Below are 26,060 nucleotides of genomic sequence, written 5' to 3'. Positions count from 1 at the left end.
CTTCGCCCTGCTCAGCAGTCGACGCGGCGGGAGTTGACCCGGACCCCGGTGTCCCCGAGCACGGAGACCTCGCGGCACCGCGTGCCGTCCGGCACGTGCAGCCGCACCCGCATCCACATGGTGCCGACGCCGATCCGCGTCTCCAGCACCTCGACACCCTCGGCGGCCAGCGCGGGCGGCACCTCCTCCAGCCGCCGCAGCGCGCGGGCGATCGTCGTCACCTCGCCCATCACCCGGTACTCGGCCCGGTCGCTGCCGTCGGCGAACGGCCAGAACGGCACGCCGTACCCGACGGGGTCGGTGGACACCACGCGGGCCGCGACGCCCAGGACCAGGACGGCGGGCACGACCAGGAGCCACCGGCGCCACCGCCGGCCCCGGTCGACCCGGCGGACCACCAGAGCCACACGCTGCACTGCACCGAGGGTGCCGAAGGCCGTCACGTGGCGCATCGGTAGTTCTACGCACGGCACCGGCCCCGAACGGGTGGTCCCGCCGCGCCCTAGGCTGCACGGCGTGCGCTTCGTCCTCGCCTCCCAGTCCCCCGCCCGCCTGGCCGTGCTCCGCGCCGCCGGGGTCGAACCCGTGGTCCGCGTGTCCGGCGTCGACGAGGACGCGTTGGCCGCCTCCCTCACCGACCCGACGCCGGCGGACCTGGTGACCGCGCTGGCGACGGCCAAGGCGGAGGCGATCGCCCGGGACGAGGACGACGACGCCGTGGTCGTGGGCTGCGACTCGATGCTGCGGACCGCCGACGGCGAGGTGCACGGCAAGCCCGGCACGGTCGAGGTCGCGCGCGAGCGGTGGAAGAAGATGGCGGGCACCACCGGGACCCTCCTGACCGGGCACGCCGTGCTGCGGGTGCGCGGCGGCGAGGTCGTGGACCGCGCGATCGGGCACGAGGCGACGCTGGTCCGGTTCGGCCGGCCGACCGAGGACGAGCTGGAGGCGTACCTGGCGACGGGCGAGCCGCTGCACGTCGCGGGCGCGTTCACGCTCGACGGCCTGGGCGGCTGGTTCGTGGACGGCATCGACGGCGACCCGTCCAGCGTGATCGGGATCAGCCTCCCGCTCACCAGGAGGCTGCTGCGGCAAGTGGGGGTCGCGGTGTCCGACATCTGGTAGCCGTTGTCACATTTTCCCAGATCCGGGAAGCTTCTCGAAGGGCTTTCGGGTTGGGGGAGTCGTGGGTGAACTGCTGACGCGCCGCCGCCACATCGACTTCGGGCGCCGGACGAACACGGGCTGTCGCGGCTGACGCCGTCCCCGTCGTCCACCCCTGCGCACCCAACCCGGAGCACACCGTGTCGTTCCTCCGCAGTTACACCAAGCCGAAGGTCTTCGGCATCACCGTCCTCGCCGCGCTCGTCCTGGGAGCGCTGGCCGGGTACGTCGCCAAGAGCACCGGGCAGGAGTGGCTGACCGCCACCCTCGGGCACATCGGCGACGTCTTCACCAGCCTGTTGCAGTTCACCGTCATCCCCCTGGTGTTCACCGCGATCGTGGTGGGCATCACGAGCCTGCGCCGCCTGGGCACGAGCCGCGCCGCGCGGCTGGGCGGCAAGACGCTGCTGTGGTTCGCCACCACGTCGCTGATCGCCGTGCTCATCGGCCTCGCCATCGCGTTGGTCTTCAAGCCGGGCTCGGGCGTGCAGGTCGAGCCGTCGCAGGCCGCGGTGGAGAGGCTCGCCGCCCGCGACCCGGGCTCGTGGAGCACGCTGCTGGAGACGCTGGTGCCGTCCAACCTGTTCAGCGCCTTCACCGAGGGCGAGGTGCTCCAGGTCGTGTTCATCGCGGTGCTGGTCGGCTTCGCCGCGTACGCGCTGGGTGACAAGGCCGCGCCGTTCGTGACGCTGACCCGCTCGATGTTCGACCTGATCCAGAAGGTCGTCGGCTGGATCGTGCTGCTCGCGCCGATCGGCGTGTTCGGCCTGCTGGGCACCGCGTTCGCGACGTACGGCAACTCGTTCGTCCGGCCGCTGTTCTCGCTGATCGCGGCCGTGTACGGCGGGTCGCTGCTGGTGCTGTTCGTGGTGTACCCGCTGCTGCTGCGGTTCGTCGGCCGGGTGTCGCCGGTGACGTTCTTCGCCAAGGCGTGGACCGCGATCCAGTTCGCCTTCGTGTCCCGCTCGTCGGGCGCGACGCTGCCGCTGAGCAGGCAGACCGCCGCCAACCTCGGCGTGGACAACGACTACGCGTCGTTCGCCGTGCCGCTGGGCACGACCACGAAGATGGACGGCTGCGCCGCGGTGTACCCGGCCATCGCCACGGTGTTCATCGCGAACCTGTTCGGCGTGCAGCTCGGCGTGTGGCAGTACGTGGCGATCGTCGCCGTCGCCGTGTTCGGCGCGCTGGCCACCGCCGGCACCACCGGCTGGTTCACCATGCTGACGCTGACCCTGGGCGCGGTGAACATGCCGCCGGAGGTCATCGCCACCGGTGTCGCCGTGGTCTACGCGATCGACCCGATCCTGGACATGGTCCGCACGGCCACCAACGTGACCGGCCAGATCACCGTCCCGGTCCTGGTCGCCCGCTCCGAGGGCCTGCTCGACGACGAGGTCCTGAACGCGCCGAGCGAGCCGCCGCTGCTGACGGGCCCCCGCCCGACCACCCCGGTCCCCGCCTGACCGGAACGCTCACCTCACCCGACCTGGACGTAGGACACGCGCGTTCCGGACGTAGGACACGCGCGAGAGCCCTACGTCCAGGTCGCGCGTGTCCTACGTCCGGAACAGGCGTGTCCTACGTCCGGAACACCCGAGTTGAACGTTCGGGTCACGCCGTGCCGCACTGGCGCAGGTCGGCCGGGTCCGGGGTCACGGTCGGCCAGCCCGGCAGGGACTCCGGCTCGCGCACGACCGGCGTGCACCCCATCTCGCCGCCTCGGCCGGCCAGCGAGAAGACCTGGGCGAACCACCGCGAGCACGCCACCCCCGCCGGGCACGCCCGCTGCACGGCCACCACGTCGGCCACCGTGTCGTCGTCCACGTCGTGCAGCGCGAGGTACGCCCCGCTGGACACGTAAGGCACCTGCGCCCGCGACCAGGCACCCGACCGCCGCACCAGCACCTCGCCGAGCGCCTCGCCGCCGGCCTCGCCCCGCACCAGGCACACCGCGACCTCGGCGTCCACGCACTGCAGGGAACCGGCGTCGATCCGGGCGCCCGAAGCCGCGATGGTCAACTCGAAGATGTTCGGCCCCGAAGCGCCGCTGGTCCGGATCCGGCCCGCGCCCTCGCCCACCAGTAATTCCACTGAATCGACACCCACCTCCTGTTTCACCACCGAACGGCAGGCCGTCGCGCCGCAGCGCAATTCGTCCTGAGGCACGGCGCCGCCCGCGTCGGACACCGGAGGAGGTCTCAGTGACCAGGCGATGACCAGGCCCGCGATAGTGATGAGCACAGCTGCGCAAGCTGTCAGAAGCGCGGCTGTGGGCGGGCGTGTCACGATTCCCGATTGTTCCACCCAAGCGTGAGCTGTCTCTCGGTCGCCGGGTACGAAAGGGTCACTAAACTCCCCGTCCATTGCCGCTCCACGTTCCAGCGTTGCCAGGAGGTAGGACGTCGTGTCGCTGCGCAAGGTCCTCGTCGCCAACCGCGGTGAGATCGCCGTCCGGGTCATCCGTGCCTGCCGAGACGCCGGTCTGGCCAGCGTCGCCGTGTACGCCGACCCGGATCGGGACGCTCCGTTCGTCCGCTTGGCGGACGAGGCGTTCGCCCTGGGCGGCAGCACGCCCGGGGACAGCTACCTGTCCATCGACAAGCTGCTCGACGTGGCCAAGCGCGCGGGCGCGGACTCGGTGCACCCCGGCTACGGGTTCCTGTCCGAGAACGCCGACTTCGCGCAGGCGGTGCTGGACGCGGGCCTGATCTGGATCGGGCCGACCCCGCAGGCCATCCGCGACCTCGGCGACAAGGTGACCGCGCGGCACATCGCGATGCGCGCCGGCGCGCCGCTCGTGCCCGGCACCAAGGACCCGGTCGCGGGTCCCGAGGAGGTCGTCGCGTTTGCCGAGGAGCACGGCCTGCCGGTCGCGATCAAGGCGGCGTTCGGCGGCGGCGGTCGCGGTCTCAAGGTGGCCCGCACGCTGGAGGAGATCCCCGAGCTGTTCGACAGCGCGGTGCGCGAGGCCGTGGCGGCGTTCGGCCGCGGCGAGTGCTTCGTGGAGCGGTACCTGGACAAGCCGCGGCACGTCGAGGCGCAGGTGCTGGCCGACCAGCACGGCAACGTCATCGTCGTCGGCACGCGCGACTGCTCGTTGCAGCGCCGCCACCAGAAGCTGGTCGAGGAGGCCCCCGCGCCGTTCCTGACCGACGAGCAGCGCGCCGAGATCCACCGCTCCGCGCGGGCCATCTGCAAGGAGGCCGGCTACCACGGCGCGGGCACGGTCGAGTACCTGGTCGCGGTGGACGGCACGATCTCCTTCCTGGAGGTCAACACCCGGCTCCAGGTCGAGCACCCGGTCAGCGAGGAGACCGCGGGCATCGACCTGGTCCGCGAGCAGTTCCGCATCGCCGCGGGCGAGGAGCTGCGGTTCACCGAGGACCCGACCCCGCGCGGCCACTCGATCGAGTTCCGCATCAACGGCGAGGACGCGGGCCGCAACTTCCTGCCCGCCCCCGGCACGGTCACCACGTTCACCGTGCCGTCCGGCCCCGGCGTCCGGGTGGACGCGGGTGTCGAGAACGGCACGGTCATCGGCGGCCAGTTCGACTCGCTGCTGGCGAAGCTGATCGTCACCGGCGAGAACCGCACGCAGGCCCTGGAGCGGGCCCGGCGCGCGCTCGACGAGATGGTGGTGGAGGGCATGGCGACCGTGCTGCCGTTCCACCGCGCGATCGTGCGCGACCCGGCGTTCGTCGGCTCGGAGGACGGCTTCACCGTGCACACGCGGTGGATCGAGACCGAGTTCGACAACACCATCCCGCCGTTCACCGACGGCGCGGAGGCCGAGGAGGCCGAGCCGCGGCAGACCCTGGTGGTCGAGGTCGGCGGCCGGCGGCTGGAGGTCTCGCTGCCCGGCGACCTGGCGTTCGCGGGCGGCGGCGCCGGCGCCAAGGCGGGCGTGAAGGCCAAGCCGCGCAAGCGCGCCGGCGGCAAGGGCGGCGCGGCGGCGTCCGGCGACGCGGTGGCCGCGCCCATGCAGGGCACGATCGTCAAGGTCGCGGTCGAGGACGGGCAGCAGGTCGAGGCCGGCGAGCTGATCGTCGTGCTGGAGGCCATGAAGATGGAGAACCCGGTGACCGCGCACAAGGCCGGCGTCGTCACGGGTCTGGCCGCCGAACCGGGCGCGACCGTCACCCAGGGCACGGTCATCTGCGAGATCAAGGAATAGGCTCACCGTGTGAGCGAGCGGGACATCCGGATCGGCGACGCGGAGCGTGAGCACGCGCTCGAACTGCTCGGCACGCACCTCGGCGAGGGGCGGTTGAGCGTGGACGAGTACGGCGAGCGCTCCGCCCGCGTCGCCACCGCGAAGACCCGCGGCGACCTGTACGCGCTCTTCAGCGACCTGCCCGCGCCCCGGCCGCGGTTCGCGCAGGTCGACCCGCTGGTGCCGCCGCCACGCCCGGCGGCCCGGCCCGGTTTCGCGCTCGACCCGCGGCTCGGCAGCGTGGCCGTCACGGCGGTCGCGCTGATCAGCGTGGTGTTGTTCTTCATGACCAAGACGGTGCTGGTGTTCCTGCTGATCCCCGCGGTGGCGCTGCTCATCGGCCGGATGGGCAGGCGTTGAGCCGACCGTCGTTGCTGCTGCTCGACCTGGACGGCGTGCTGCGCCGGTTCCCGCCGGACGGGCCGATCGAGGACGAGCACGGCCTGCCGCGCGGCACGTTGGCGCGGGTGTCGTTCGCGCTGGCCGGACCCGCGACGACCGGGCGCGTCACGGACGAGGAGTGGCGCGCGGCGGTGCGCGGGCAGCTGGTCTCCGGCGAGGGCCTGTCCCCGGACCGCGCGGCGGACGCCGTGGCGGCGTGGACCCGGACCGGCGAGGTGATCCCGGAGGCGTTGGACCTCGTGCGGCGGGTCCGCGGGCGGTGCCGGGTGGCGTTGCTGTCCAACGCGACCGACCGGCTGCCGCGCGACCTGGCCGCGCTGGGGTTGGACCGCGAGGTGGACGCGGTCGTGTCGTCCGCGAGGCTCGGGGTGGCCAAGCCGGCGCCCGATGCGTTCCGGCGCGCGTTGCGGGTGCTCCAACATTCCCCGTCGGGGACGTTGTTCTGCGATGACAACGAGGAGAACGCCAGGGCGGCGCGCACCGTCGGCATCGACTCGGTGCACACGCCGGACTTCCCCGCGCTGCGGGAGGCGTTGTCGTCACGGGGATTGCTGGACGACGACGTGACCGCCGCCCCGGGCGGCGCGTCGGGCCGGTTGTTGCTGGTGCTGCACGACCGCGGGGACGCGGAAGAGGCCGCGCGCGAACTGGCGGCGGCAGGGTGGTCGCCGTGCGCGGTGCACAAGGATTTGCTGGCCGGCGAGGACGACGTGGAGGACGCCGACTGGGTGGTCGAGTTGACCACCGGTCCCGACGACCAGCCCGCGTCCGCCCACCGCGGGCTGCTGGAAGAGCTGGCCGGGCGGCACGACGGGTTCGTGACGGACTAGTCTCCCGGCGCATGGAGGCCGTCGAGATCAACGCGGGCGAGTTCTACCTGCGCCAACTCCGCGCGGACGACCGCATCGACGACCGGGTGGCGTTGGTGGGCGGCGGTTTCCTCCCCGACCTGGACGCGGCCGGCGCGCACATCGCCGAACGCGCCCGCCAGTGGGACGCCGACGAGTCCTGCTCCTGGGCGGTCTGCGACCAGCTCACCGGAACAGCGGTGGGCGAGATCACACTGACCCGCGGGGGCGAGCTGAGCTGCTGGACGACACCCGGCTCGCGCGGCAAGGGGATGGCGACCCACGCGACGGCGGCCGTGCTGCGGTTCGGGTTCGGGTTCCTGGACCTGCGCTCGGTCACCGCCAGACCACCGGACGCGGCGGCCCGGCGAGTGGCCGAGAAGTGCGGCTTCACAGCCGGGGGTCCACGCGGCGTGTGGACCCGGCTACGGTAGGTCGTCATGAGGGCTGCTCGGGTGCTCGCCGCCACGCTCTGCGCGTTGGCGATGGCCTCCTGCACGCCCTTCCCGGAGAAGAAGGCCGACGGCCGGGTGGACGAACCCCTGACCGCGGCGACGACCACCGTGCCGTCGCTGCCTCCCCGGCCCCGTGAGCTGCGGTTGGACGACGTGGACCCGTGCGCCGTGCTGTCACCGGAGCAGCGCATCGCGCTGAGCCTGGACAACCCGCCCAGCGCCTACGTGGAAGCGAGCTTCGGCAACGCGAAGGCGTGCACCATGCGCAGCAACATCAGCGGGAACGTGGTGCGGCTCGCGCTCGTCACAGTCGAGGGCGTCGGTGTGTGGCTGAGCGAGAACGCCCAGGTGCACGCCGAACCCACGACCGTGGCCGGGTTCCCCGGTCTGGTCGTGCGCACGCCGTCCATGGAGGGCGTGTGCAACGTCGAGGTGGACGTCGCGGAAGGGCAGTTCCTGGACGTGATGTTCCGCGACGGCGGTAACGAAAGAGCGGCGACGCAGGACACGCTGTGCCAGGGGGCGCAACGGGCGGCGGAGGCGGCGGTGGCCGGTTTGCTGCAACGGCGCTGACCCACGCGGGGGATGTGGGCTCGACCCACTCCCCGCTGTCGGACCGTGTGGCTAGAGTGACCATGCGCGAGGAGCGGAACGCGTGACGGGACCGAGGGAAGGCGGGAGGTCGTCGATGCCGGCGGAAGACCACGGCCACGGCGCTGACACGGGCTCACCACCACCCCTGTCGCACACCCTGAACGTCGAGCCGAGCGCGATCCCGAGCCTGCGCAGCGCGTTCGCGGGCGCGTTGACCAAGCTGGACAAGCAGATCGAGCTGGCCATCACCGAGGTCAGGGTCCGACCGTGGGCGGGCGACCCGGTGAGCCGGGACGCCGCGGAGCGGTTCAACGAGCGGTCGCTGGAGTCGGGCGACTCGGCGCTGATCGCGTTGGAGAACTACCAGCGGCAGCTCAAGTCGGCCATGGACGCGCTCGACCTGGTCGAGCGGCAGTACCAGTCCATCGAAGAAGACAACACCGGCTTGATGGGACAGCAGGGCGGCCGCTGAGCGCCCGGCGCAGGCAAGGGGAAGTTCATGCCCGAGGGACACCGCTGGAGCGGGTACAGCCACGAAGAGCTGTACGAGGCGATCAACTCCGGCCCGGGACCGCGGGCCTCGCACGCCTCGATGGAGCGGTGGCAGGGCGTCTCGGCCGCGTTGACCGAGATCAACGCCGAGCTGCACGCCGGCGTGCTGCGGTCCGGGGCGACCTGGGAGGGTTCGGCCGCGGACAAGGCGCGCGTCGGCATCAACCCCCTGGCCGCGTGGGCGGACGACGCCCGTGCCGGCGCCGAGGTGATGCGCACGTCGGCCGAGTTGCAGGCGGAGTACATCGCCAAGGCGCGGGCGGACATGCCGCCGCCGGTGCCCGTGACGGCGGAGAAGCCGAACCTGCTCGTCAGCGCGTTGACCGCGTTGGTGGGCGGGCAGACGGACTACGAGCGCCAGGAGAAGGCGCAGAGCGCGGCCGAGCAGCGCGCGCGTGAGGTCATGACGACCTACGCCTCCAGCACGTTCTCCAACACCAGCACGCTGGGGCAGTTCCACCAGCCGCCGCAGTTGGTGATCAGCGCGCCGGACGTGGCGCGGAACGACGCGGCGGGCGTGTCCGCGCCCGGTTGGGGTTACGGCGGTCCGCGCGGTGGGCGTGGCGGCGGTCGTGGTGGGTGGCGCGGCGGTCGTGGCGGCCGGTCCGGCGGCTGGACACCGCGTCCCGTGGCGCAGCCGTCGTTCGGCGGGTCGACGGGCACGTCGTCGTCCGCCGGTTCCGTTCCCGGGGCGACCAGGGCCTCGACGGCGGCGTTACCGGCTCCGGCGTCGGCCTCCGGTTCGACGGGGTACGTGCCCGGTGGCGTGATCGGCGGCGCGCAGCAGAACAAGGACAAGCGGAACCCGGCGGTCACCGACACGACCAACGGCCAGCACGCCGGTGCCGGCGGCGCGGGCGGTGGCGGGGCCGGTTCCGGCGGTTCCGGTTCCGGTGCGGGCCAGCAGGTGCTACCCGCTCCCGGCGTGCCGTTGCCGACCGGCACGACGCACGTCAGCTCGGCGGAGTTCGGCGCGTTCGCGACGGCCAACGCGCAGCACGCGGCGGCGGCCGGTCCGGGCGGGTCGACGGGCCTGCTGGGCGCCGGCGGCCAGGCCGGCGGCAACGACACCGTGCACAAGCGCAGCACGCCCGCGCCGGCGCAGCCCGTGTTCGACCCGTTCGGCGGATTGGGTGGTCCTCGTGGCGCGGAAGAGGAAGAGGACGCCACGCACGACGCCGCCGACTACCTTCGGCAGACGGATGACATCTACGGCGTCGGCGGGACCATCTCGCCACCGGTGATCGGGGAGAGCACCACCCACTGATGACGACGTTCGGCTTGGACCTGGGCGGCAACGACGTCCGCGAACCGGTGACCATCTCGGCGCTGGAGTTCGACGTGCTGTGGGAGCACCTGCGGCTGGAGACGATGCCGTTGGTGCTGAAGGTGCCCTCGCCGGGCAAGACGCACGCCGAGCGGGCCGAGCTGGAGCAGCGGGTGTGGGCGGACCTCGACCGGCGCGGCCTCGGCCGGCCGGTGGCGCTCGACCCCGCGCTGGAGGACCTGCTGCACCTGCTCAACCGGCCGGAGCAGGAGGTTGACGGGCGGTTGTGGCTGGGCCGCAGCGTCCGCGTGCTGGCCGCCGCCAAGGGGCGGTCAGGGGTGCTGGCCGTGCTGTCGAACGACCAGCTCACCCTGCGCCCGGCGTCGTCCGAAGGGCTGGCGCGGGAGGCGTTGTCGGTGCTGCCGCCGTTGCCGGCGGGTCCGGGGCACTCGGTGACGTTGCCGAGCGCCGACCTGGACGCCGCCGCGGCCGGCGCGAACACGCCGGACGAGCTGTTCGCCGGGCTGGTGGCGCGGGGCATCCGTCAGGAGGACGCCCGCACGTTGGCCGACATGTTCCGTGACGCGGGCAACCGTGGCCAGTTCGGCGCCGCGTCCCGGGACAAGTGGGGCAAGCGCGTCCGCCAGGACCACGTCGTCGCGTTCTTCGACAACCCCCACGGCCGCTACCTGCAAGTGCGCCGCGCCACCCCCGGCCAACAACCGTGGAGCACCATCTCCCCCGTCGACCTCCGCCGCCTGACCCACCACCTGGAATCCCTCACCACCCCCTAACGCGCGTGTCCTACACCCAGAACGCGCGTGTCCTACGTTCAGAACGCGCGTGTTGAACGCTCAGGTCACTCGCGGCCACACGATCAGGTGAACCGTGTACGGGATCACGGGTCTCGGCACTCGGTTATGCATGATCGAACTGCCTTCCGGCCTCCACGGCGCCTACCCACGTACCCAGCTGCACGACCACATGGGCCTCCAAGCCCTGCGCCGCGCCATCAAGGACGGCCACCTGGTCAGCTACTGCCGCAACGTCGTCATCCAGCGCGAACGCATGACGAGCCTGCACACCCGTGCCGCCGCCGCGCTCCTGATGGCCGGACCGGACGCCGTGCTGACGAGCCACACGGCGGTCTGGCTGCACGGTTGCACGGCGGCCGAGACCAACCGCGTCCACATCCTCCTGGGGCACGACCGCAGGCTTCGCCCCCGCCCGGACGTCGCCGTGCACTACAACCAGTACGACCCGGCGGACGTGGTCGAGGTCGAGGGACTCCGCAGCATCGCGCTCGACTACGCCGTCGCCGACCTGCTCTGCCGCGCCCGGTACCGCTCCACGGCCCTGGCCTGTGCGGATCAAGCACTCGGGGCACTTCCGCCGCACCAGCGTGCCGAGTTCAAAGCCGACCTGACCGTGCGCATCGCCACCCGCCGCGACTACCGGGGCAGGCGGCAGGGCGTGTTCCTGCTCGACCTCGCGACCGGCCTGCCCGAATCCGCTGCCGAAAGCGCGCTCCTGCTCACCATCGCCGAAGCGGGCTTCCCGATCCCCGAGCCGCAGTACCCGATCCGCGACCTGGACGGACGTGAGATCTGGCGACTCGACTTCGCGTGGCCGGACAAGCGCGTGGCGCTCGAGTACGACGGTTACGCCGCGCACGTCGACAAGGCCGCAGCCGACGAGGCCCGTGACGAGGACCTACGCCGACGCGGCTGGAGGGTGCTCCGGGCCGACGTCTCGGACCTCCGGAACCCGACCCGGCTGTTCAGGCACCTGAACGTTCAACTCGGCAATCCTGAACGTAGGACACGCGCGTTCCGAACGTAGGACACGCGCGGGGTCAGGGGCCGATGCCTTGGCAGGGGCGGGTGCGCAGGTCGGCGACGTAGTCGTCGGGAGCGCCCGCGGCTTCGGCGGCGTCGGCGACGACGCCGATGTAGCGGGCCGAGGGCAGTCCCCCCTCGTAGGCGTCCAGCACGTAGAGCCAGGCGGTCACCGAGCCTTCCAGGGTCTGGACGCGCAGGCGGATCTTCTTGTAGAGGCCGAGCGCGCCTTCCCAGCGGTCGAGGCGGGACTCGTCACGCGGGCTCACGTCGTAGAGCACGCAGAACACCTGCGAGTCCGGGTCTTCGACGATGGTGGCGAGCGCGCCCTCCCAGCCCAGGTCCTCGCCACCGAACGTCAGACGCCATCCGGCGAGCCACCCGGTCCCCGCCATCGGGGAGTAGGGGGCTCGCTCCATCATCTGGTTCGGGTCCATGTTGGACCCGTACGCGGCATAGAGCGGCACGACCACAGCCTAGCGACCTCGCGATCACCGCGAGGTACGAGAAGACCGGACGACACACCCCGACACCCGACCGCGTACGGTTACCACCGGCGCGAACAGCACCGACGACCCCGAGGAGGACGTGGCGTGACCCGCATCGTCATCATGGGCGGTGGCCCCGCAGGTTACGAAGCGGCACTGGTCGCGGCCCAGCACGGGGCCGACGTGACCATCGTCGAACGGGAGGGTCTCGGCGGCGCCTGCGTGCTCTACGACTGCGTGCCGTCGAAGACGTTCATCGCCTCCGCGGGCGGCCGCAGCGCCTTCCGCAACGCCGGTGAGCTGGGCATTCGCACGAACAACGCGGAAGCCGCGGTCGAACTGCCGGTCGTCCACGGACGGGTGAAGGGTCTCGCGCTCGCGCAGTCCGCCGACGTCCGCGCCCGCCTCCAGCGCGAGGGCGTGCGCATCGTCAACGGCGTCGCGAAGTTCTGCGACAACGCCAAGGGCCTCGCCCAGCACGAGGTCGTCGCCGTCACCGAGGACGGCGCGAAGGAGGTCCTGCCCGCCGACGTGGTGCTCATCGCGACCGGCGCGACCCCGCGCGTGTTGCCCGGCGCCGAGCCCGACGGCAAGCGGATCCTCACCTGGCGCCAGATCTACGACCTCCCCGAACTGCCCGAGCACCTGGCCGTCATCGGGTCGGGTGTCACCGGTGTGGAGTTCGCCTCCGCGTACACCGAACTCGGCGTGAAGGTGACCATGGTCTCCAGCCGCGACCGGGTGCTCCCGCACGAGGACGCCGACGCGGCCGCGGTGCTGGAGGACGTGTTCGCCGAACGCGGCACCGCCGTGGTCAAGCACGCCCGCGCCGACCGGGTCGAGAACGTCGGCCACGGCGTCCTGATTCACCTGGAAGACGGTCGCACGATCGAGGCCAGCCACGCCCTGATGACCGTCGGCTCGGTCCCGAACACCACCGACATCGGCCTGGACAAGATCGGCATCGAACCCGGCCGCGGCGGCTACATCCCGGTCGACCGGGTGTCGCGCACGAACATCTCCGGCGTCTACGCCGCGGGCGACTGCACGGGCGTCCTGCTGCTCGCGAGCGTCGCCGCCATGCAGGGCCGCATCGCCATGTGGCACGCCCTGGGCGAGGGCGTCAGCCCGATCAAGCTCAAGACGGTCGCGGCGAACGTGTTCACCAACCCCGAGATCGCGAGCGTCGGCATCAGCCAGCAGGCGATCGACTCCGGCGAGGTGCCCGCGCGCACGATCATGCTGCCGCTGGCCACCAACCCGCGGGCCAAGATGGAGGGCCTGCGCCGCGGTTTCGTGAAGCTGTTCTGCCGGCCGGCCACGGGCGTGGTGATCGGCGGCGTGGTCGTCGCGCCGAACGCCAGCGAGCTGATCCTGTCGATCACCCTGGCGGTGCAGAACCAGCTCACGGTGGACGACCTCGCCACCACGTTCTCCGTCTACCCGTCGCTGACCGGCTCGATCACCGAGGCCGGCCGCCAGCTCATGCGCCACGACGACCTGGACTGAGCCCGACCGGGGGCGTCGCCCGGACGACGACGCCCCCGCCGGGTCACTCCACCCAGTCGAACGTCCTGGTCACGGCCTTCTTCCACTGCGCGTACGTCGCCTCGCGGGCCTCGGGGTCCAGCTCCGGGTCCCACTGCTTGTCCTGCGCCCAGTTCTGCCGGATGTCGTCCTCCGACTCCCAGAACCCGACCGCCAGCCCCGCCGCGTACGCCGCGCCCAGCGCGGTCGTCTCGTTGACCACCGGCCGGATCACCGGCACGCCCAGGATGTCCGCCTGGAACTGCATCAGCAGCTCGTTCACCACCATGCCGCCGTCGACCTTCAACGCCTTCAGCGGCACGCCCGAGTCGGCATTCATCGCGTCGATCACCTCACGGGTCTGGAACGCCGTGGCCTCCAGCACCGCGCGGGCCAGGTGCCCCTTGTTCACGAACCGGGTGAGGCCGACGATCGCGCCCCGCGCGTCCGACCGCCAGTACGGCGCGAACAACCCGGAGAACGCGGGCACGAAGTACGCGCCGCCGTTGTCCTCCACCGAACGGGCGTGCTGCTCGATCTCGGCGGCCGACGAGATCAGGCCGAGGTTGTCGCGCAGCCACTGCACGAGCGACCCCGTCACCGCGATCGAGCCCTCCAGCGCGTACACCGGCTCCCGCGACCCGATCTTGTAGCAGACCGTGGTGAGCAGGCCGTTGTCGCTCATCACCTTGTCCGTGCCGGTGTTGAGCAGCACGAAGTTGCCGGTGCCGTAGGTGTTCTTGGCCTCGCCCGGCGACAGGCACGCCTGCCCGAACGTCGCCGCCTGCTGGTCGCCGAGGATGCCCGCGATCGGCACGCCGGCCAGCGCGCCGCGGGCGCGGACCTTGCCGTACTCCTCGGACGACGACTTGATCTCCGGCAGCATCGACAGCGGGATGCCCATGTCGGCCGCGATGCCCTCGTCCCAGTTCAGCGTGTCGAGGTCCATCAGCAGCGTGCGGGACGCGTTCGTCGGGTCGGTGACGTGCACACCGCCCTCGACCCCGCCCGTCATGTTCCACAGCACCCAGGTGTCCATGTTGCCGAACAGCAGGTCACCGGCCTCGGCCCGCTCCCGCGCGCCCTCGACGTTGTCCAGGATCCAGCGGACCTTCGGCCCCGAGAAGTACGTCGCCAGCGGCAGGCCGGTCTTGTCCCGGTAGCGCTCCTGACCGCCGCCCAGCGCGGCCAGCTCCTGGCAGATCCGGTCCGTGCGCGTGTCCTGCCAGACGATCGCGTTGTAGACCGGCTGCCCCGTGGTCCTGTCCCACACCAGCGCGGTCTCGCGCTGGTTGGTGATGCCGACCGCGGCGATGTCCGCGACGGTGAGGTCGGCCTTGGCCAACGCGCCCGCCGCGACCTGCCTCGTGTTGGTCCAGATCTCGTTGGCGTCGTGCTCGACCCACCCGGCCTTGGGGAAGATCTGCTCGTGCTCCTTCTGGTCCACGGAGACCACGCGACCGGAGTGGTCGAAGACCATGCACCGCGTCGACGTCGTGCCCTGGTCGATCGCGGCCACGTACTTCGTCATGCGCTGGAGTCCTTTCAGACCGGGAGAACCAGGTACAGGAGTGCGGCGAGCAGGCCGCCGAGCAGCGGGCCGACCACCGGCACCCAGGCGTAGCCCCACTCGGCGCTGCCCTTGTCGCGGATCGGCAGGATCGCGTAGGCGATGCGGGGCCCGAGGTCGCGGGCGGGGTTGATGGCGTACCCCGTGGGGCCACCGAGCGAGGCGCCGATGCCGATCACGACGAACGCCACGCCCGCGTAGCCGAGGGCCGCGTTGCCGAGCTGCGGGACGCCGTCCACGGCCCCCTTCGCGCCCGGGCTGAGCAGCACCCACACGACCAGCACGAACGTGCCGATCACCTCGGTGACGACGTTCCAGCCGGCCTTGGGGATGGTCGGACCGGTGCAGAAGATGCCGCGCGTGCCCGCCGGGTCGTCGTGCGCGTCGAACTGCGCCTTGTACGCGAGCCAGGCGACGACCGCGCCGAGGAACGCGCCGACCATCTGGGCCGCGAAGTAGACGGGGACCTGCGCCCACGGCGTCTTGCCGGCGACCGCGAGGCCCAGCGTGACCGCGGGGTTGAGGTGAGCGCCGCTCGGCGCGGCGATGCTGGCGCCCGCGAAGACCGCGAACCCCCAGCCGACGTTGATCAGGAGCCACCCGCCGGCGTTGCCCAACGTGTCCTTCAGGACGACGTTGGCGACGACACCCGCGCCCAGCAGGACCAGGATCGCGGTGCCCAGCACTTCCCACACGAAGATCGAGCCACTGCTCACTCGCCGACCTCCTCGCGTTGACAGGAGGCAGCGCGGTCCGGGTCCGGCGGCGCTGCCCACCCCACAATGCCCGTTGACGCTAGTTCCGGCCTGATCGGTTGTCCACGGGTGGCGTACCAGCGGGTAACGTGGTCGAGTCAGTCCTTGGTCGGGCCGTCGAGTCGAGCATCAGGGAGGCGCCAGTGGTCACGCGCAAGCACCCCGCCAACGCGGGTCGGCTGGGGCCGCTCGAGCGCGCGGAGTCCTGGGAACGGCTCGGCGCGGAGACCTTCGACCTGGTGATCATCGGTGGCGGCGTGGTCGGCGTCGGCTCCGCGCTGGACGCCGCGACCCGCGGCCTGCGGGTGGCCCTGGTCGAGGCGCGCGACCTGGCCTCGGGCACGTCGAGCCGGTCGTCCAAGCTCTTCCACGGCGGGCTGCGGTACCTGGAACAACTCGAGTTCGGGCTGGTGCGCGAGGCCCTGCGGGAACGCGAACTGATGCTGACCCGCCTCGCCCCGCACCTGGTCAAGCCGGTGTCGTTCCTGTACCCCCTGACGCACCGCGTCTGGGAACGCCCCTACACCGCCGCCGGCCTGCTCATGTACGACACGATGGGCGGCGCGCGCTCCGTGCCGGGGCAGAAGCACCTGACCAAGGCGGGCGCGCTCCGCCTCGTGCCCGCCCTCAAGCCCACCGCGCTCATCGGCGGCATCAGGTACTACGACGCGCAGGCCGACGACGCCCGCCACACCATGATGGTCGCGCGCACCGCCGCCCACTACGGCGCCGTCGTCCGCACGTCCACCCAGGTCGTGGGCTTCCTCCGGGAGGCCGACCGGGTCTCCGGCGTCCGCGTGCGAGACGTAGAGGACGGCCGCGAGACCTCCGTGCGCGCCCACGCCGTGATCAACGCGACCGGCGTCTGGACCGACGAGCTGCAACGCCTCTCGGGCAGCCGGGGCCGCTTCCGCGTCCGCGCGTCCAAGGGCGTCCACATCGTCGTGCCGCGGGACCGGATCGTCTCCGAGTCGGGCCTGATCCTGCGCACGGAGAAGTCGGTGCTGTTCGTCATCCCGTGGCGCAACCACTGGATCGTCGGCACCACCGACACGGACTGGAACCTCGACCTGGCCCACCCGGCCGCCACCCGGGCCGACATCGACTACATCCTGGAGCACGTCAACGAGGTCCTGGCGACCCCGCTGACCCACGACGACATCGAAGGCGTCTACGCCGGCCTGCGCCCGCTCCTCGCCGGCGAGAGCGAGTCCACCTCCAAGCTCTCCCGCGAGCACGCCGTGGCCAGGGTCGCCCCGGGCCTGGTCGCCATCGCCGGCGGCAAGTACACCACCTACCGCGTGATGGGCGCGGACGCCGTGGACGCGGCCTCCGTCGACCTGCCGGGCCGGATCCAACCGTCCATCACCGACAAGGTCCCGCTGATCGGCGCAGACGGCTATCACGCCCTGGTCAACCAGGTGGACCACCTGGCCACCCGCTACGGCCTGCACCCCTACCGCGTCCGCCACCTCCTGGACCGCTACGGGTCACTGGTCCACGAAGTCCTCGAATCCGCCGACCCGGAACTCCTCAAACCGGTCCCCGGCGCACCCGACTACCTCCAGGTGGAAGTGGTCTACGCCGCCTCCCACGAAGGCGCGCTGCACCTGGAGGACGTCCTCACCCGCCGCACCAGGATCTCGATCGAGTACCCCCACCGCGGCGTCGACTGCGCCCTCCCGGTCGCCCGCCTGATGGCCACCGTCCACAACTGGGACGACGCCATGATCGACCACGAGGTCTCCGTCTACACGGCCCGCGTCGACGCCGAACGCGCCTCCCAAACCGAACCGGACGACCAAGCCGCCGACGCCGTCCGCTCCTCCGCCCCGGAAGCCCGCCCCGAGATCGTCGAACCGGTCAGCTGACCCCAACCCACAACGCCGAGGTCAACCACCTGCCTGCCCTTCCCCCGAAGAAGGGTTCCGTGTCATCCCGCCGACCTGGCGCAGCCCTACCGCGCGTGTCAAGGGGGCGCTTCCGGCCCTACCGCACCTTGCGCCGGAACCGCCCCCTTGACGCGTGCGGTAGCCCTCGTGGAGGTCGGCGGGATGACACGAAACCCGACCAACGCTGGCACAGGGGCTTGACCACCAAACCCCGTCATCCTGCTGGCCTGCCCGTCCGGCGAGGACGCTTTTGCTCTTTTACTCTTTCGCGCTCTTATCCCTCAGGGCCGTTTGATCACGCCAACGCCGCCAACGCCGCGTGCACCATCACCCGAACCCCCACCAGCAACGCCCGCTCGTCGAGGTCGAACCCGGGCTGGTGCAGGTCCTTCTGCTTCCCCACCCCGTCCCACACGCCCAACCGGGCGAACGACCCGGGCACGTGCTCCAGGTACCAGCCGAAGTCCTCGCCACCGGACGACTGCTCCGTCCCGGCCAGCGCGTCCTCGCCCAACGCCGCCTCGATGCCCGCGCGCAGCAGCATCGTGCTCTCGCGGTCGTTCACCACGGGCGGCACGCCCCGCCGGTGGTGCAGGTCGAACCCGACCCCGGTCGGCGCGAGCAGCGCCCCGACCAACTCCTTGATCAACGGCTCCAGCTCGGCCCAGATGTCCCGGTCGCCGGTCCGCAGCGTCCCCCGCAGCACCCCGTCCTGCGGCACCGCGTTGGGGGCCTCGCCCGCGTGCACCGCGCCCCACACGAGCACCGTCCCCGACCGGGGGTCGACCCGGCGCGACAGCAGCCCCGGCAGCCCCGTGATCACGGTGCCCAGCGCGTGCACCAGGTCGGCCGTCAGGTGCGGCCGGGACGTGTGCCCGCCCGGCGACGTCAGCCGCAGCTCCAGCATGTCGCTGGCCGACGTGATCGCGCCGATCCGGGTGCCGATCCGCCCCACCTCCAGGCGCGGGTCGCAGTGCAACCCGAAGATCCGCTCCACCCCGTCGAGCCCGCCCGCCGCCAGCACGTCCAGCGCGCCGCCCGGCATGACCTCCTCGGCGGGCTGGAACACCAGCCGCACCCGGCCGGGCAGCTCGGTCGCCGAGGCCAGCGCCAGCGCCGCGCCCAGCAGCACGGTGGTGTGCGCGTCGTGCCCGCACGCGTGCGCCACCCCGTCCACTGTGGACGAGTACGGCGCTCCGGTGTTCTCCGGCAGCGGCAGCGCGTCGATGTCCGCGCGCAGCGCCACGCACCGCGGCCCGGAGCCGACGTCGCACACCAGCCCGGTGCCGCCGGGCAGGACGCGCGGCTTCAGCCCGGCCGAGCGCAACACGTCGGCGATCAGCTCCGTCGTGGCGTACTCGTGCCGCGACAGCTCCGGGTGGGCGTGGATGTGCCGTCGCCAGGCGACGACCTCGGCGGCGTTGGCCGCCAGCCAGTCGTCCAGCCACGAGGGTCCGCGCCCTGCACCGGGATCATCCACAGGGGCAATGCTGACCCCACGATCGGTCAACAGCACCTCGGCACCCTCCTCCGGTAGACGCGAGTCCAGGACCGTCATGCCGCACCCGCCAGCAGTCGAGAGCGCTGCGCACCGTCCGTGGCAGCGGAAATTGTGGTCCAGGCGAGGGCGAGTGCCCCGTCGAGCACTGCGCGGTCGGCGGAGGCCGACGCGCAGGCGGTCGCGAACTCGATTTGGTGGTTCACCGCGTCTCCGCAGTCGATGGCGATGGTCGGGTGGATGGCCGGCAGCGCACGGGTGATGTTGCCCATGTCGGTGCTGCCGATCTTCTCCTTGAGCTCCTCCTCGGGGCTCAACGGGTGCCTGCCCAGCTCCGTCACGGCCTGCCGGTAGGCGTCCGCGAGCCAGGGGTCAGGGGTCAGCTCGGCGTACACCGGGGAGACCTTCACGACCTCGTGGGTGCAGCCGGTGGCGAGCGCGCCCGCCTCGAAGCAGCGGTTGATCCGCTCCTCCAGCCGGCGCAGCGACTCGAGGTCGTCGGCGCGCAGGTCGAACATGGCCGACGTGCGCGCGGGCACGATGTTGGGCACCGCGCCGCCGCGGGTGACGATACCGCTGACCATCTGGCCGGGCTCCAGGTGCTGGCGGGCGAGCCCGATGGCGACCTGGGCGACCGTGATCGCGTCGGCGGCGTTCACGCCCAGGTGGGGCGCGGCGGCGGCGTGCGACGGCTTGCCGGTGTAGTGCACCTCGACGTCGGTGATGGCGAGCGATCGGGCGGCGACGGCCTCATACGGGGCCGGGTGCACCATCATCGAGAACGCCACGTCGTCGAATACCCCGCGTTCGAGCATCAGCACCTTGCCGCCGCCGACCTCTTCGGCCGGGGTGCCGATCACCCGGACGGTGAGACCCAACTCGTCGGCCACGTCACGCAGCGCGAGCGCCGCGCCGGTGGACGCGGCGGCGATGACGTTGTGCCCGCACGCGTGGCCGATCTCGGGCAGCGCGTCGTACTCGGCGCACAGCCCGAGCACCAGCTCACCGGAGCCGAACGAGGCCGTGAACGCCGTCTCGAGGTCCGCCACGCCGCGCTCGACCTCGAAGCCCTCGGCGGCGAGCAGGTCGGCGACCTTGGCGGCGCTGCGGTGCTCGGCGAACGCCTGCTCCGGCTCCGCGTGGATGCTGCGCGAGAGGTCCACCAGCGCAGTCGAGTACCGCTCGACGGCCGAGCGCGTGCTCATCTTGAAGTCGGTACTCATTTGCGTCCATCCTGCATCACGGTCCGGCCGGCACGGCGCACCCCGGGTTGATCAACCGCCAACCGGTCGCGGCGATGCGCCGAGCGGTGACCGGGTTTCGGTCAGACCGATCAAGTCTGCGCAGGATCCTGCTCAAAGGCGACCCGATATCGCCCCGACGCTCCCACTAGCTGGGAATCACCCGGACTTGCGCCCGGCCCGCCACTTCGACCAGCGCTTCTTGTTCCGCCAGTAAACGAGGGCGAACAAGGCCAGCGCGATACCGCCCATCCACCACTTCTTTCGGGTTTCCGCACCGGACTGCGGCGCGGGCTCACCCTCCTGAGGTGCGTTGACGTCCGGACCGGGCGGCACCGTGCCCTCCGGCTGGATCGTGCCGCCGGGCGCGAGGGTCTCGGTCGGCTGGGCCGCCAGGACCGGTCCGGGGTGCGGCGATGTCGGCGCGGCGAGCCCTGTGCCCGACCCGGCGAACACACCGGCCAGCACTAACAGGAACACCGCGAACCCGGATCGCCACATGGTCGCCAAGCCTAGCTACACCCATTCGTGGTTACCACTGTCAGTGGTCGTCCAAACCGGTATTCGTGCACGCGCTGTGAACGGAAATCCACGCTCAGCCGTTCTCCCGGAACGCCGCGAGGATGCGTTCCGCGGCCAGCGTGGCGGTCAACTCGCCGTCGCGGACCTGCCGCTCCACCTCGGGCACGACGGCGCGCACGCCGGGCGCGGCGCGCAGGCTCGCCAGCAGCTGGTCGTTCACCATGGCCCAGGTCCAGTCGACCTGCTGGCGACGCCGCCGCTCGGCCAGCTCGCCCGCCGCCTCCAGCGCCTCCCGGTGCCGGGTGACCTGCTGCCACACCGCGTCGAGCCCGGAGCCGTCCAGACCGCTGCACGTCAGCACGGGCGGGTGCCACACCGCGTCCGGCGGGCGCAGCAGCCGCAACGCCCCGGCCAACTCGCGGGCCGCCTTGCGGGCGTCCAGCTCGTGCGGGCCGTCGGCCTTGTTGACCGCGATCACGTCGGCCAGCTCCAGCACGCCCTTCTTGATGCCCTGGAGCTGGTCGCCGGTGCGGGCCAGGGTCAGGAACAGCGAGCAGTCCGTCATGTTCGCCACCGCGACCTCGGACTGGCCGACGCCGACCGTCTCGACCAGCACCACGTCGTAGCCCGCCGCCTCGACCAGCACGATCGACTCGCGGGTGGCCTTGGCGACGCCGCCGAGCGTGCCGGAGGTCGGCGACGGCCGGATGAACGCCGCGCGGTCGACCGCGAGCCGCGCCATCCGGGTCTTGTCGCCCAGGATCGAGCCGCCGGTGCGGGTGGACGACGGGTCGACCGCGAGCACCGCCACCCGGTGGCCCCGGGCGGTCAGCATCGAGCCGAACGCGTCGATGAACGTCGACTTGCCCACGCCGGGCACGCCGGTGATGCCCACGCGGTGCGCGCCGCCGGAGTGCGGCAGCAGCTCGACCAGCAGCTCCTGCGCCCACGCCCGGTGGTCCGCGCGGGTCGACTCGACCAGCGTGATGGCCCGCGCCAACGTGCCGCGGTCGCCGGCCAGGACGCCCTTGGCGTACTCGCCGACGTCGACGGGCCTAGCCATCTCGTCCCGGCAGCGCGCTCCCGACCTCACCGACCCGCTCGGCCCCACCGACCGACGCCCCACCGACCGACGCCCCACCGACCTGCTCGGCCCGACCGGCCGACGCGCCGCCGACCGGCCCACCGGCCACGTCACCGTGCCCCAACTGCTCCGCCAGCTTGCGCAGCAGGTCACCGGCCGCGTCCGCGATCACCGTGCCGGGCGGGAAGATCGCCGACGCCCCGGCCGCGCGCAACGCGTCGAAGTCCTGCGGCGGGATCACCCCGCCGACCACGATCATGATGTCGTCCCGCCCCAGCTCCGCCAGCGCCGCCCGCAGCGCCGGCACCAGCGTGAGGTGCCCGGCCGCCAGCGACGACACCCCGACGATGTGCACGTCGGCCTCGACGGCCTGCCGGGCGACCTCGTCCGGGGTCTGGAACAGCGGGCCGACGTCCACGTCGAAGCCCAGGTCGGCGAACGCGGTCGCGATCACCTTCTGGCCGCGGTCGTGCCCGTCCTGGCCCATCTTGGCCACCAGGATGCGCGGCCGCCGCCCCTCGGCCTCGGCGAACGCCTCGACCACCTGCCGCGTCGCCTCCACGTTCGACACCGACCCCGCCTCCTGCCGGTAGACGCCGGTGATGGTCCGGATCTGGGCGGAGTGCCTGCCCCACACCTTGCCCAGCGCCTCGGAGATCTCGCCGACGGTGGCCTTGGCGCGGGCCGCCGAGATGGCCAGCTCCAGCAGGTTGCCGTCCGAGCCCGCGGCCCGCGTCAGCGCGTCCAGCGCCGAGTCCACGGCGGCCTGGTCGCGTTCCGCCCGCAGCCGGGCCAGCTTGGCGAGCTGCTGCGCCCGCACGCCGGCGTTGTCCACCTTGAGCACGTCGATCTGCTCGTCCACCTCGACCTGGTACTTGTTCACGCCGATCACCGGCTGCCGGCCGGAGTCGATGCGCGCCTGGGTGCGCGCCGCGGCCTCCTCGATGCGCAGCTTCGGGATGCCCGCGTCGATGGCCCGCGCCATCCCGCCCGCGGCCTCGACCTCGGTGATGTGCGACCACGCGCGGTGCGCCAGGTCGTGCGTGAGGCGTTCGACGAACGCGCTGCCGCCCCACGGGTCGATCACCCGCGTGGTGCCGGACTCCTGCTGGAGCAGCAGCTGGGTGTTGCGGGCGATGCGCGCGGAGAAGTCGGTGGGCAGCGCCAGCGCCTCGTCCAACGCGTTGGTGTGCAACGACTGCGTGTGCCCCTGCGTGGCGGCCATGGCCTCGACGCACGTGCGCGCCACGTTGTTGAACACGTCCTGCGCCGTGAGCGACCAGCCGGACGTCTGGCAGTGCGTGCGCAGCGACAGCGACTTCGGGTTCCGCGCGCCGAAGTCCTTCACCAGCTTCGCCCACAGCAGCCGGGCGGCGCGCATCTTGGCGACTTCCATGAAGAAGTTCATGCCGATCGCCCAGAAGAACGACAGCCGCGGCGCGAACGCGTCCACGTCCAGCCCCGCGTCCCGGCCCGCGCGCAGGTACTCCACGCCGTCCGCGAGCGTGTAGGCCAGCTCCAGGTCGGCCGTCGCGCCCGCCTCCTGCATGTGGTAGCCGGAGATGGAGATCGAGTTGAACTTCGGCATCCGCTGCGAGGTGAACGCGAAGATGTCGGAGATGATCCGCATCGACGGCTGCGGCGGGTAGATGTAGGTGTTGCGGACCATGAACTCCTTGAGGATGTCGTTCTGGATGGTCCCGGCGAGCTGCTCGGGCGCCACCCCCTGCTCCTCGGCCGCCACCACGTACAGCGCCAGGATCGGCAGCACCGCGCCGTTCATGGTCATCGACACGCTCATCCGGTCCAGCGGGATGCCGTCGAACAACTGGCGCATGTCGTAGATCGAGTCGATGGCCACGCCCGCCATGCCGACGTCGCCCGCCACCCGCGGGTGGTCGGAGTCGTAGCCCCGGTGGGTGGCCAGGTCGAACGCCACCGACAGGCCCTTCTGGCCGGCCGCGAGGTTGCGGCGGTAGAAGGCGTTGGACTCCTCGGCGGTGGAGAACCCGGCGTACTGCCGGATGGTCCACGGCTGGTTGACGTACATCGTCGGGTACGGGCCGCGCAGGAACGGCGCGATGCCCGGGTAGGTGGCCAGGAAGTCGAGGCCCTCGGTGTCGGCGGCGGTGTAGACCGGTTTCACGCCGATGCCCTCGGGCGTCTCCCACGTCAGCGCGTCCGCGCCCTTCCCGGTGGCCTCCTGCAGCGCGGCGTGCCACTGCGCGGCGTCGGCGGTGGTGGGCTCGCCCAGGTCCACGTCGGCGAAGTTCGGGATCATCGCGGCACTCCAAGGGCTTCGAACGTGTGCTCCAGGACTTCCAACGCCGGGCAGCCGGTGAACACGTACTCGTCGATCGAGGCGTCGGACTGCTTGCCCGCCAACAGGACCCGCTCCGCGCCCGCCTCGCGCAGCGCGCGCTCCACGGGCCCGGCCAGCTCGGCGTAGCCGCTCTCGCTGCCGCACAGGCACGCGATCCGCGCGCCGCTCTCGCGGAACTTCGCGACCACGTCGTCCACCCCCGCGGTCGCGCCCGCGGCGGGCGTCTCGATGCCGCCCGCCTGGAACAGGTTCGCCGCGAACGTGGCGCGCGCGGTGTGCGCGGCGACCGGGCCGAGGGTGGCCAGGAAGACCTTGGGGCGTTCGGGGGCCGCGTCGGCCGCGTCCCGCAGCGCCTCGAAGTCCTGGGCGTACCGGATGCGCGGCAGGCCGCCGCCCGGTTCCTCCGGCGCGGGCGCGCGGACCACGGGCTGCTCGCCGAGGTTCGGGAACTCGCTGACGCCGGTGATCGCGTCGGTCCGGTCGGCCAGGTTGGCCCGGCGGCGTTCCCAGGTGGCCGCGATCCGGTCGGCGACCAGGTCGAACGCCCGCGGCAGCCCGCCCGCGGCCTCGATCTCCCGGAACCACGCCCAGGCGGCGCGCGCCAGGTCGTCGGTGAGCTTCTCCACGTACCAGGAGCCGCCCGCCGGGTCGATCACGCCGGCCAGCTTCGACTCCTCCAGCAGCAGCGACTGGGTGTTGCGGGCGATGCGCCGGGAGAAGTCGTCGGACAGGCCGATCGCGTGGTCGAACGGCAGCACGGTCACCGCGTCCGCGCCGCCCAGGCCCGCGCCGAAGCACGCCACCGTGGTGCGGAGCATGTTCACCCACGGGTCGCGCCGGGTCATCATCGCGGGCGACGTGACCGCGTGCTGCGCCTGCGGGGCGGGCGCGCCCGCGACCTCGGTGACCCGCGCCCACAGCCGCCGCGCGGCCCGGAACTTGGCGATGGTGAGGAACTGGTCGGCCGTGGCCGCGTACCGGAACTCCAGCAGCCGCGCGGCTTCCGCCACGCCCAGCCCGGCCTCGGTGAGGTGCCGCAGGTACGCCACGCCGGCCGCGAGGGACGCGCCCAGCTCCTGCGCGTCCGAGCCGCCCGCCTCGTGGAACGGCAGGCCGTCCACCACGACCAGGCGCAGGTCGGGGAACTCGCGGGTCTTGCCCAGCAGGTCGGTCAGCGCCGCGAGGTCGGCGGGCCGGCCGGTGCGGGCGCGCACGCCCAGCGGGTCCGCGCCGACGTTGCCGCGCACCTCGCTCGCGAGCACGGGGCGCTGATCCCACACGCGCAGCATGGCGCGCCCGGCTTCGAGGAAGTCCTCGCCCGCGTCGACCACGACGGGCGCGAGGTCCAGGTAGACGTCGGCCAGCACGTCGTCGTAGGACGCCGGGTCGAGTCCCTTGAGCCACAGCGACGTGACGCCGTTCTCCAGGTCGGCCGTCACCGCCTCGCGGTCGGCGACCCGGTGCTGCTGGCGCACGTCCCAGCCCTCGACGGAGCCCTGCGGCCGGCCGCCCCGGGTGAACGGGGCCAGGCCGGGGAACCCGGCGTCGGGCGCGCCGTCGTCCGCCGTGTAGAGCGGCTGCACGTCCAGGCCGTCGTAGGTGGTGGTGATCAGCGACCCGTACTCCGCGCCCGACTTGCGCAGCACGCCCTGGACCAGGTCCAGCCACTGCTCGCGGTCGGCCGCGGGGAACTCGGCGGCCAGCGCCAACTCGCCTGACGGCTCCATCATGCTCCGCAGTGTTACTCACGGGTAAAACGACGGCTATGTGAGGTTCACCGCCGTGAACGATGCAGACGCCAGTCTTCCACGCTGGGGAATGATG

At 72.1% G+C, this 26,060-nt stretch carries 24 protein-coding genes and 1 pseudogene; 13 read left to right on the top strand and 12 right to left on the bottom strand.

Going from position 1 to position 26,060, the window contains the following annotated elements:
* Window positions 1-11: 11 nt before the first annotated feature.
* Entirely contained in the window at window positions 12-416 is a 405-nt protein-coding gene (locus tag ACWEFJ_RS14360) for a hypothetical protein (protein ID WP_378088460.1), read from the bottom strand.
* Between the two features lie 100 nt (window positions 417-516).
* Here ACWEFJ_RS14360 and ACWEFJ_RS14355 point away from each other — a divergent pair, with 100 nt between their 5' ends.
* Window positions 517-1,125, top strand: a complete 609-nt coding sequence (locus tag ACWEFJ_RS14355; RefSeq protein WP_449713982.1) for a Maf family protein — start codon at window positions 517-519, stop codon at window positions 1,123-1,125.
* 179 nt (window positions 1,126-1,304) lie between these two features.
* A complete protein-coding gene (locus ACWEFJ_RS14350; RefSeq protein ID WP_449713981.1) occupies window positions 1,305-2,630 on the top strand; it encodes a dicarboxylate/amino acid:cation symporter in 1,326 nt (441 codons plus the stop codon).
* A 148-nt stretch (window positions 2,631-2,778) separates the two neighbouring features.
* Here the strand turns inward: ACWEFJ_RS14350 and ACWEFJ_RS14345 are convergent, their stop codons facing one another.
* Window positions 2,779-3,258 (bottom strand): hypothetical protein, encoded by a 480-nt coding sequence (locus ACWEFJ_RS14345; protein ID WP_378088466.1) that lies wholly within the window; start codon window positions 3,256-3,258, stop codon window positions 2,779-2,781.
* 313 nt (window positions 3,259-3,571) lie between these two features.
* Here ACWEFJ_RS14345 and ACWEFJ_RS14340 point away from each other — a divergent pair, with 313 nt between their 5' ends.
* From ACWEFJ_RS14340 to ACWEFJ_RS14310, 7 genes and pseudogenes are all read left to right on the top strand, one after another.
* Window positions 3,572-5,341 (top strand): acetyl/propionyl/methylcrotonyl-CoA carboxylase subunit alpha, encoded by a 1,770-nt coding sequence (locus ACWEFJ_RS14340; protein WP_449713980.1) that lies wholly within the window; start codon window positions 3,572-3,574, stop codon window positions 5,339-5,341.
* Window positions 5,342-5,350: 9 nt separating this feature from the next.
* On the top strand, window positions 5,351-5,740 hold the full coding sequence (locus tag ACWEFJ_RS14335; RefSeq protein WP_449713979.1) for a DUF1707 SHOCT-like domain-containing protein: 390 nt from the start codon (window positions 5,351-5,353) through the stop codon (window positions 5,738-5,740).
* Complete coding sequence (locus ACWEFJ_RS14330) at window positions 5,737-6,612, top strand: HAD family hydrolase (protein ID WP_449713978.1); 876 nt, start codon at window positions 5,737-5,739, stop codon at window positions 6,610-6,612. The genes ACWEFJ_RS14335 and ACWEFJ_RS14330 overlap by 4 nt, the downstream gene beginning before the upstream one ends.
* Before the next feature lie 11 nt (window positions 6,613-6,623).
* Window positions 6,624-7,064: a GNAT family N-acetyltransferase gene (locus ACWEFJ_RS14325; protein WP_449713977.1), complete on the top strand. Its 441-nt coding sequence runs from the start codon at window positions 6,624-6,626 to the stop codon at window positions 7,062-7,064.
* 6 nt (window positions 7,065-7,070) lie between these two features.
* A complete protein-coding gene (locus tag ACWEFJ_RS14320) occupies window positions 7,071-7,658 on the top strand; it encodes a DUF3558 domain-containing protein (protein ID WP_449713976.1) in 588 nt (195 codons plus the stop codon).
* A 115-nt stretch (window positions 7,659-7,773) separates the two neighbouring features.
* A complete protein-coding gene (locus ACWEFJ_RS14315; RefSeq protein WP_378088478.1) occupies window positions 7,774-8,151 on the top strand; it encodes a transcriptional regulator in 378 nt (125 codons plus the stop codon).
* 27 nt (window positions 8,152-8,178) lie between these two features.
* Window positions 8,179-8,646 (top strand): annotated as a pseudogene (locus ACWEFJ_RS14310) (PPE domain-containing protein); the annotation flags it as partial.
* Between the two features lie 495 nt (window positions 8,647-9,141).
* Here ACWEFJ_RS14310 and ACWEFJ_RS14305 read toward each other — a convergent pair.
* A complete protein-coding gene (locus ACWEFJ_RS14305) occupies window positions 9,142-9,495 on the bottom strand; it encodes a stage V sporulation protein M (protein WP_378088499.1) in 354 nt (117 codons plus the stop codon).
* Window positions 9,496-9,497: 2 nt separating this feature from the next.
* On the opposite strand from ACWEFJ_RS14305, the gene ACWEFJ_RS14300 reads away from it, so the two are divergent.
* Window positions 9,498-10,292: an ESX secretion-associated protein EspG gene (locus tag ACWEFJ_RS14300; protein WP_449713975.1), complete on the top strand. Its 795-nt coding sequence runs from the start codon at window positions 9,498-9,500 to the stop codon at window positions 10,290-10,292.
* A gap of 94 nt (window positions 10,293-10,386) precedes the next feature.
* Entirely contained in the window at window positions 10,387-11,340 is a 954-nt protein-coding gene (locus ACWEFJ_RS14295) for a DUF559 domain-containing protein (protein WP_449713974.1), read from the top strand.
* Window positions 11,341-11,353: 13 nt separating this feature from the next.
* On the opposite strand, the gene ACWEFJ_RS14290 is transcribed toward ACWEFJ_RS14295, so the two are convergent.
* Window positions 11,354-11,803 carry a gamma-glutamylcyclotransferase family protein gene (locus tag ACWEFJ_RS14290; RefSeq protein WP_033429064.1) on the bottom strand — a complete coding sequence of 150 codons (450 nt, stop codon included), beginning with the start codon at window positions 11,801-11,803 and terminating at the stop codon, window positions 11,354-11,356.
* Window positions 11,804-11,929: 126 nt separating this feature from the next.
* Between ACWEFJ_RS14290 and ACWEFJ_RS14285 the strand changes: the two genes are divergently transcribed.
* Window positions 11,930-13,333 carry an NAD(P)H-quinone dehydrogenase gene (locus ACWEFJ_RS14285; protein WP_378088484.1) on the top strand — a complete coding sequence of 468 codons (1,404 nt, stop codon included), beginning with the start codon at window positions 11,930-11,932 and terminating at the stop codon, window positions 13,331-13,333.
* Between the two features lie 43 nt (window positions 13,334-13,376).
* Here the strand turns inward: ACWEFJ_RS14285 and glpK are convergent, their stop codons facing one another.
* A complete protein-coding gene (gene glpK, locus ACWEFJ_RS14280) occupies window positions 13,377-14,882 on the bottom strand; it encodes a glycerol kinase GlpK (RefSeq protein WP_378088486.1) in 1,506 nt (501 codons plus the stop codon).
* 14 nt (window positions 14,883-14,896) lie between these two features.
* Window positions 14,897-15,637, bottom strand: a complete 741-nt coding sequence (locus ACWEFJ_RS14275) for an MIP/aquaporin family protein (protein WP_378088488.1) — start codon at window positions 15,635-15,637, stop codon at window positions 14,897-14,899.
* A 182-nt stretch (window positions 15,638-15,819) separates the two neighbouring features.
* Here ACWEFJ_RS14275 and ACWEFJ_RS14270 point away from each other — a divergent pair, with 182 nt between their 5' ends.
* Entirely contained in the window at window positions 15,820-17,547 is a 1,728-nt protein-coding gene (locus ACWEFJ_RS14270) for a glycerol-3-phosphate dehydrogenase/oxidase (RefSeq protein WP_378088490.1), read from the top strand.
* 316 nt (window positions 17,548-17,863) lie between these two features.
* Here ACWEFJ_RS14270 and ACWEFJ_RS14265 read toward each other — a convergent pair whose 3' ends face one another.
* The 6 genes from ACWEFJ_RS14265 to ACWEFJ_RS14240 form a co-directional block, all read right to left on the bottom strand.
* Complete coding sequence (locus tag ACWEFJ_RS14265; protein ID WP_378095035.1) at window positions 17,864-19,126, bottom strand: amidohydrolase; 1,263 nt, start codon at window positions 19,124-19,126, stop codon at window positions 17,864-17,866.
* Window positions 19,123-20,289: a M20 family metallopeptidase gene (locus ACWEFJ_RS14260; RefSeq protein ID WP_449713973.1), complete on the bottom strand. Its 1,167-nt coding sequence runs from the start codon at window positions 20,287-20,289 to the stop codon at window positions 19,123-19,125. The genes ACWEFJ_RS14265 and ACWEFJ_RS14260 overlap by 4 nt, the downstream gene beginning before the upstream one ends.
* 177 nt (window positions 20,290-20,466) lie before the next feature.
* Entirely contained in the window at window positions 20,467-20,808 is a 342-nt protein-coding gene (locus ACWEFJ_RS14255; RefSeq protein ID WP_378095039.1) for a hypothetical protein, read from the bottom strand.
* A 94-nt stretch (window positions 20,809-20,902) separates the two neighbouring features.
* Window positions 20,903-21,892 carry a methylmalonyl Co-A mutase-associated GTPase MeaB gene (gene meaB / locus ACWEFJ_RS14250; RefSeq protein ID WP_378095041.1) on the bottom strand — a complete coding sequence of 330 codons (990 nt, stop codon included), beginning with the start codon at window positions 21,890-21,892 and terminating at the stop codon, window positions 20,903-20,905.
* Window positions 21,885-24,194, bottom strand: a complete 2,310-nt coding sequence (gene scpA, locus ACWEFJ_RS14245; protein WP_449713972.1) for a methylmalonyl-CoA mutase — start codon at window positions 24,192-24,194, stop codon at window positions 21,885-21,887. The genes meaB and scpA overlap by 8 nt, the downstream gene beginning before the upstream one ends.
* Entirely contained in the window at window positions 24,191-25,963 is a 1,773-nt protein-coding gene (locus ACWEFJ_RS14240; protein ID WP_449714018.1) for a methylmalonyl-CoA mutase family protein, read from the bottom strand. Before ACWEFJ_RS14240 ends, scpA begins: the two co-directional genes overlap by 4 nt.
* Window positions 25,964-26,060 lie beyond the last annotated feature (97 nt).

It is taken from the genome of Actinosynnema sp. NPDC004786, assembly GCF_053601135.1.
Note: the sequence above shows the minus strand (reverse complement) of the source record. Positions and strands in the feature narration are given on the sequence as shown.

What these genes read in the sequence shown, in the direction of transcription:
- ACWEFJ_RS14325 (WP_449713977.1), top strand. Translation starts at nt 6,624, where the DNA reads ATGGAGGCCGTCGAGATCAACGCGGGCGAGTTCTACCTGCGCCAACTC.
- ACWEFJ_RS14320 (WP_449713976.1), top strand. Translation starts at nt 7,071, where the DNA reads ATGAGGGCTGCTCGGGTGCTCGCCGCCACGCTCTGCGCGTTGGCGATG.
- ACWEFJ_RS14315 (WP_378088478.1), top strand. Translation starts at nt 7,774, where the DNA reads ATGCCGGCGGAAGACCACGGCCACGGCGCTGACACGGGCTCACCACCA.
- ACWEFJ_RS14300 (WP_449713975.1), top strand. Translation starts at nt 9,498, where the DNA reads ATGACGACGTTCGGCTTGGACCTGGGCGGCAACGACGTCCGCGAACCG.
- glpK (WP_378088486.1), bottom strand. Translation starts at nt 14,882, where the DNA reads ATGACGAAGTACGTGGCCGCGATCGACCAGGGCACGACGTCGACGCGG.
- ACWEFJ_RS14265 (WP_378095035.1), bottom strand. Translation starts at nt 19,126, where the DNA reads ATGACGGTCCTGGACTCGCGTCTACCGGAGGAGGGTGCCGAGGTGCTG.
- ACWEFJ_RS14260 (WP_449713973.1), bottom strand. Translation starts at nt 20,289, where the DNA reads ATGAGTACCGACTTCAAGATGAGCACGCGCTCGGCCGTCGAGCGGTAC.
- ACWEFJ_RS14255 (WP_378095039.1), bottom strand. Translation starts at nt 20,808, where the DNA reads ATGTGGCGATCCGGGTTCGCGGTGTTCCTGTTAGTGCTGGCCGGTGTG.
- meaB (WP_378095041.1), bottom strand. Translation starts at nt 21,892, where the DNA reads ATGGCTAGGCCCGTCGACGTCGGCGAGTACGCCAAGGGCGTCCTGGCC.
- scpA (WP_449713972.1), bottom strand. Translation starts at nt 24,194, where the DNA reads ATGATCCCGAACTTCGCCGACGTGGACCTGGGCGAGCCCACCACCGCC.
- ACWEFJ_RS14240 (WP_449714018.1), bottom strand. Translation starts at nt 25,963, where the DNA reads ATGGAGCCGTCAGGCGAGTTGGCGCTGGCCGCCGAGTTCCCCGCGGCC.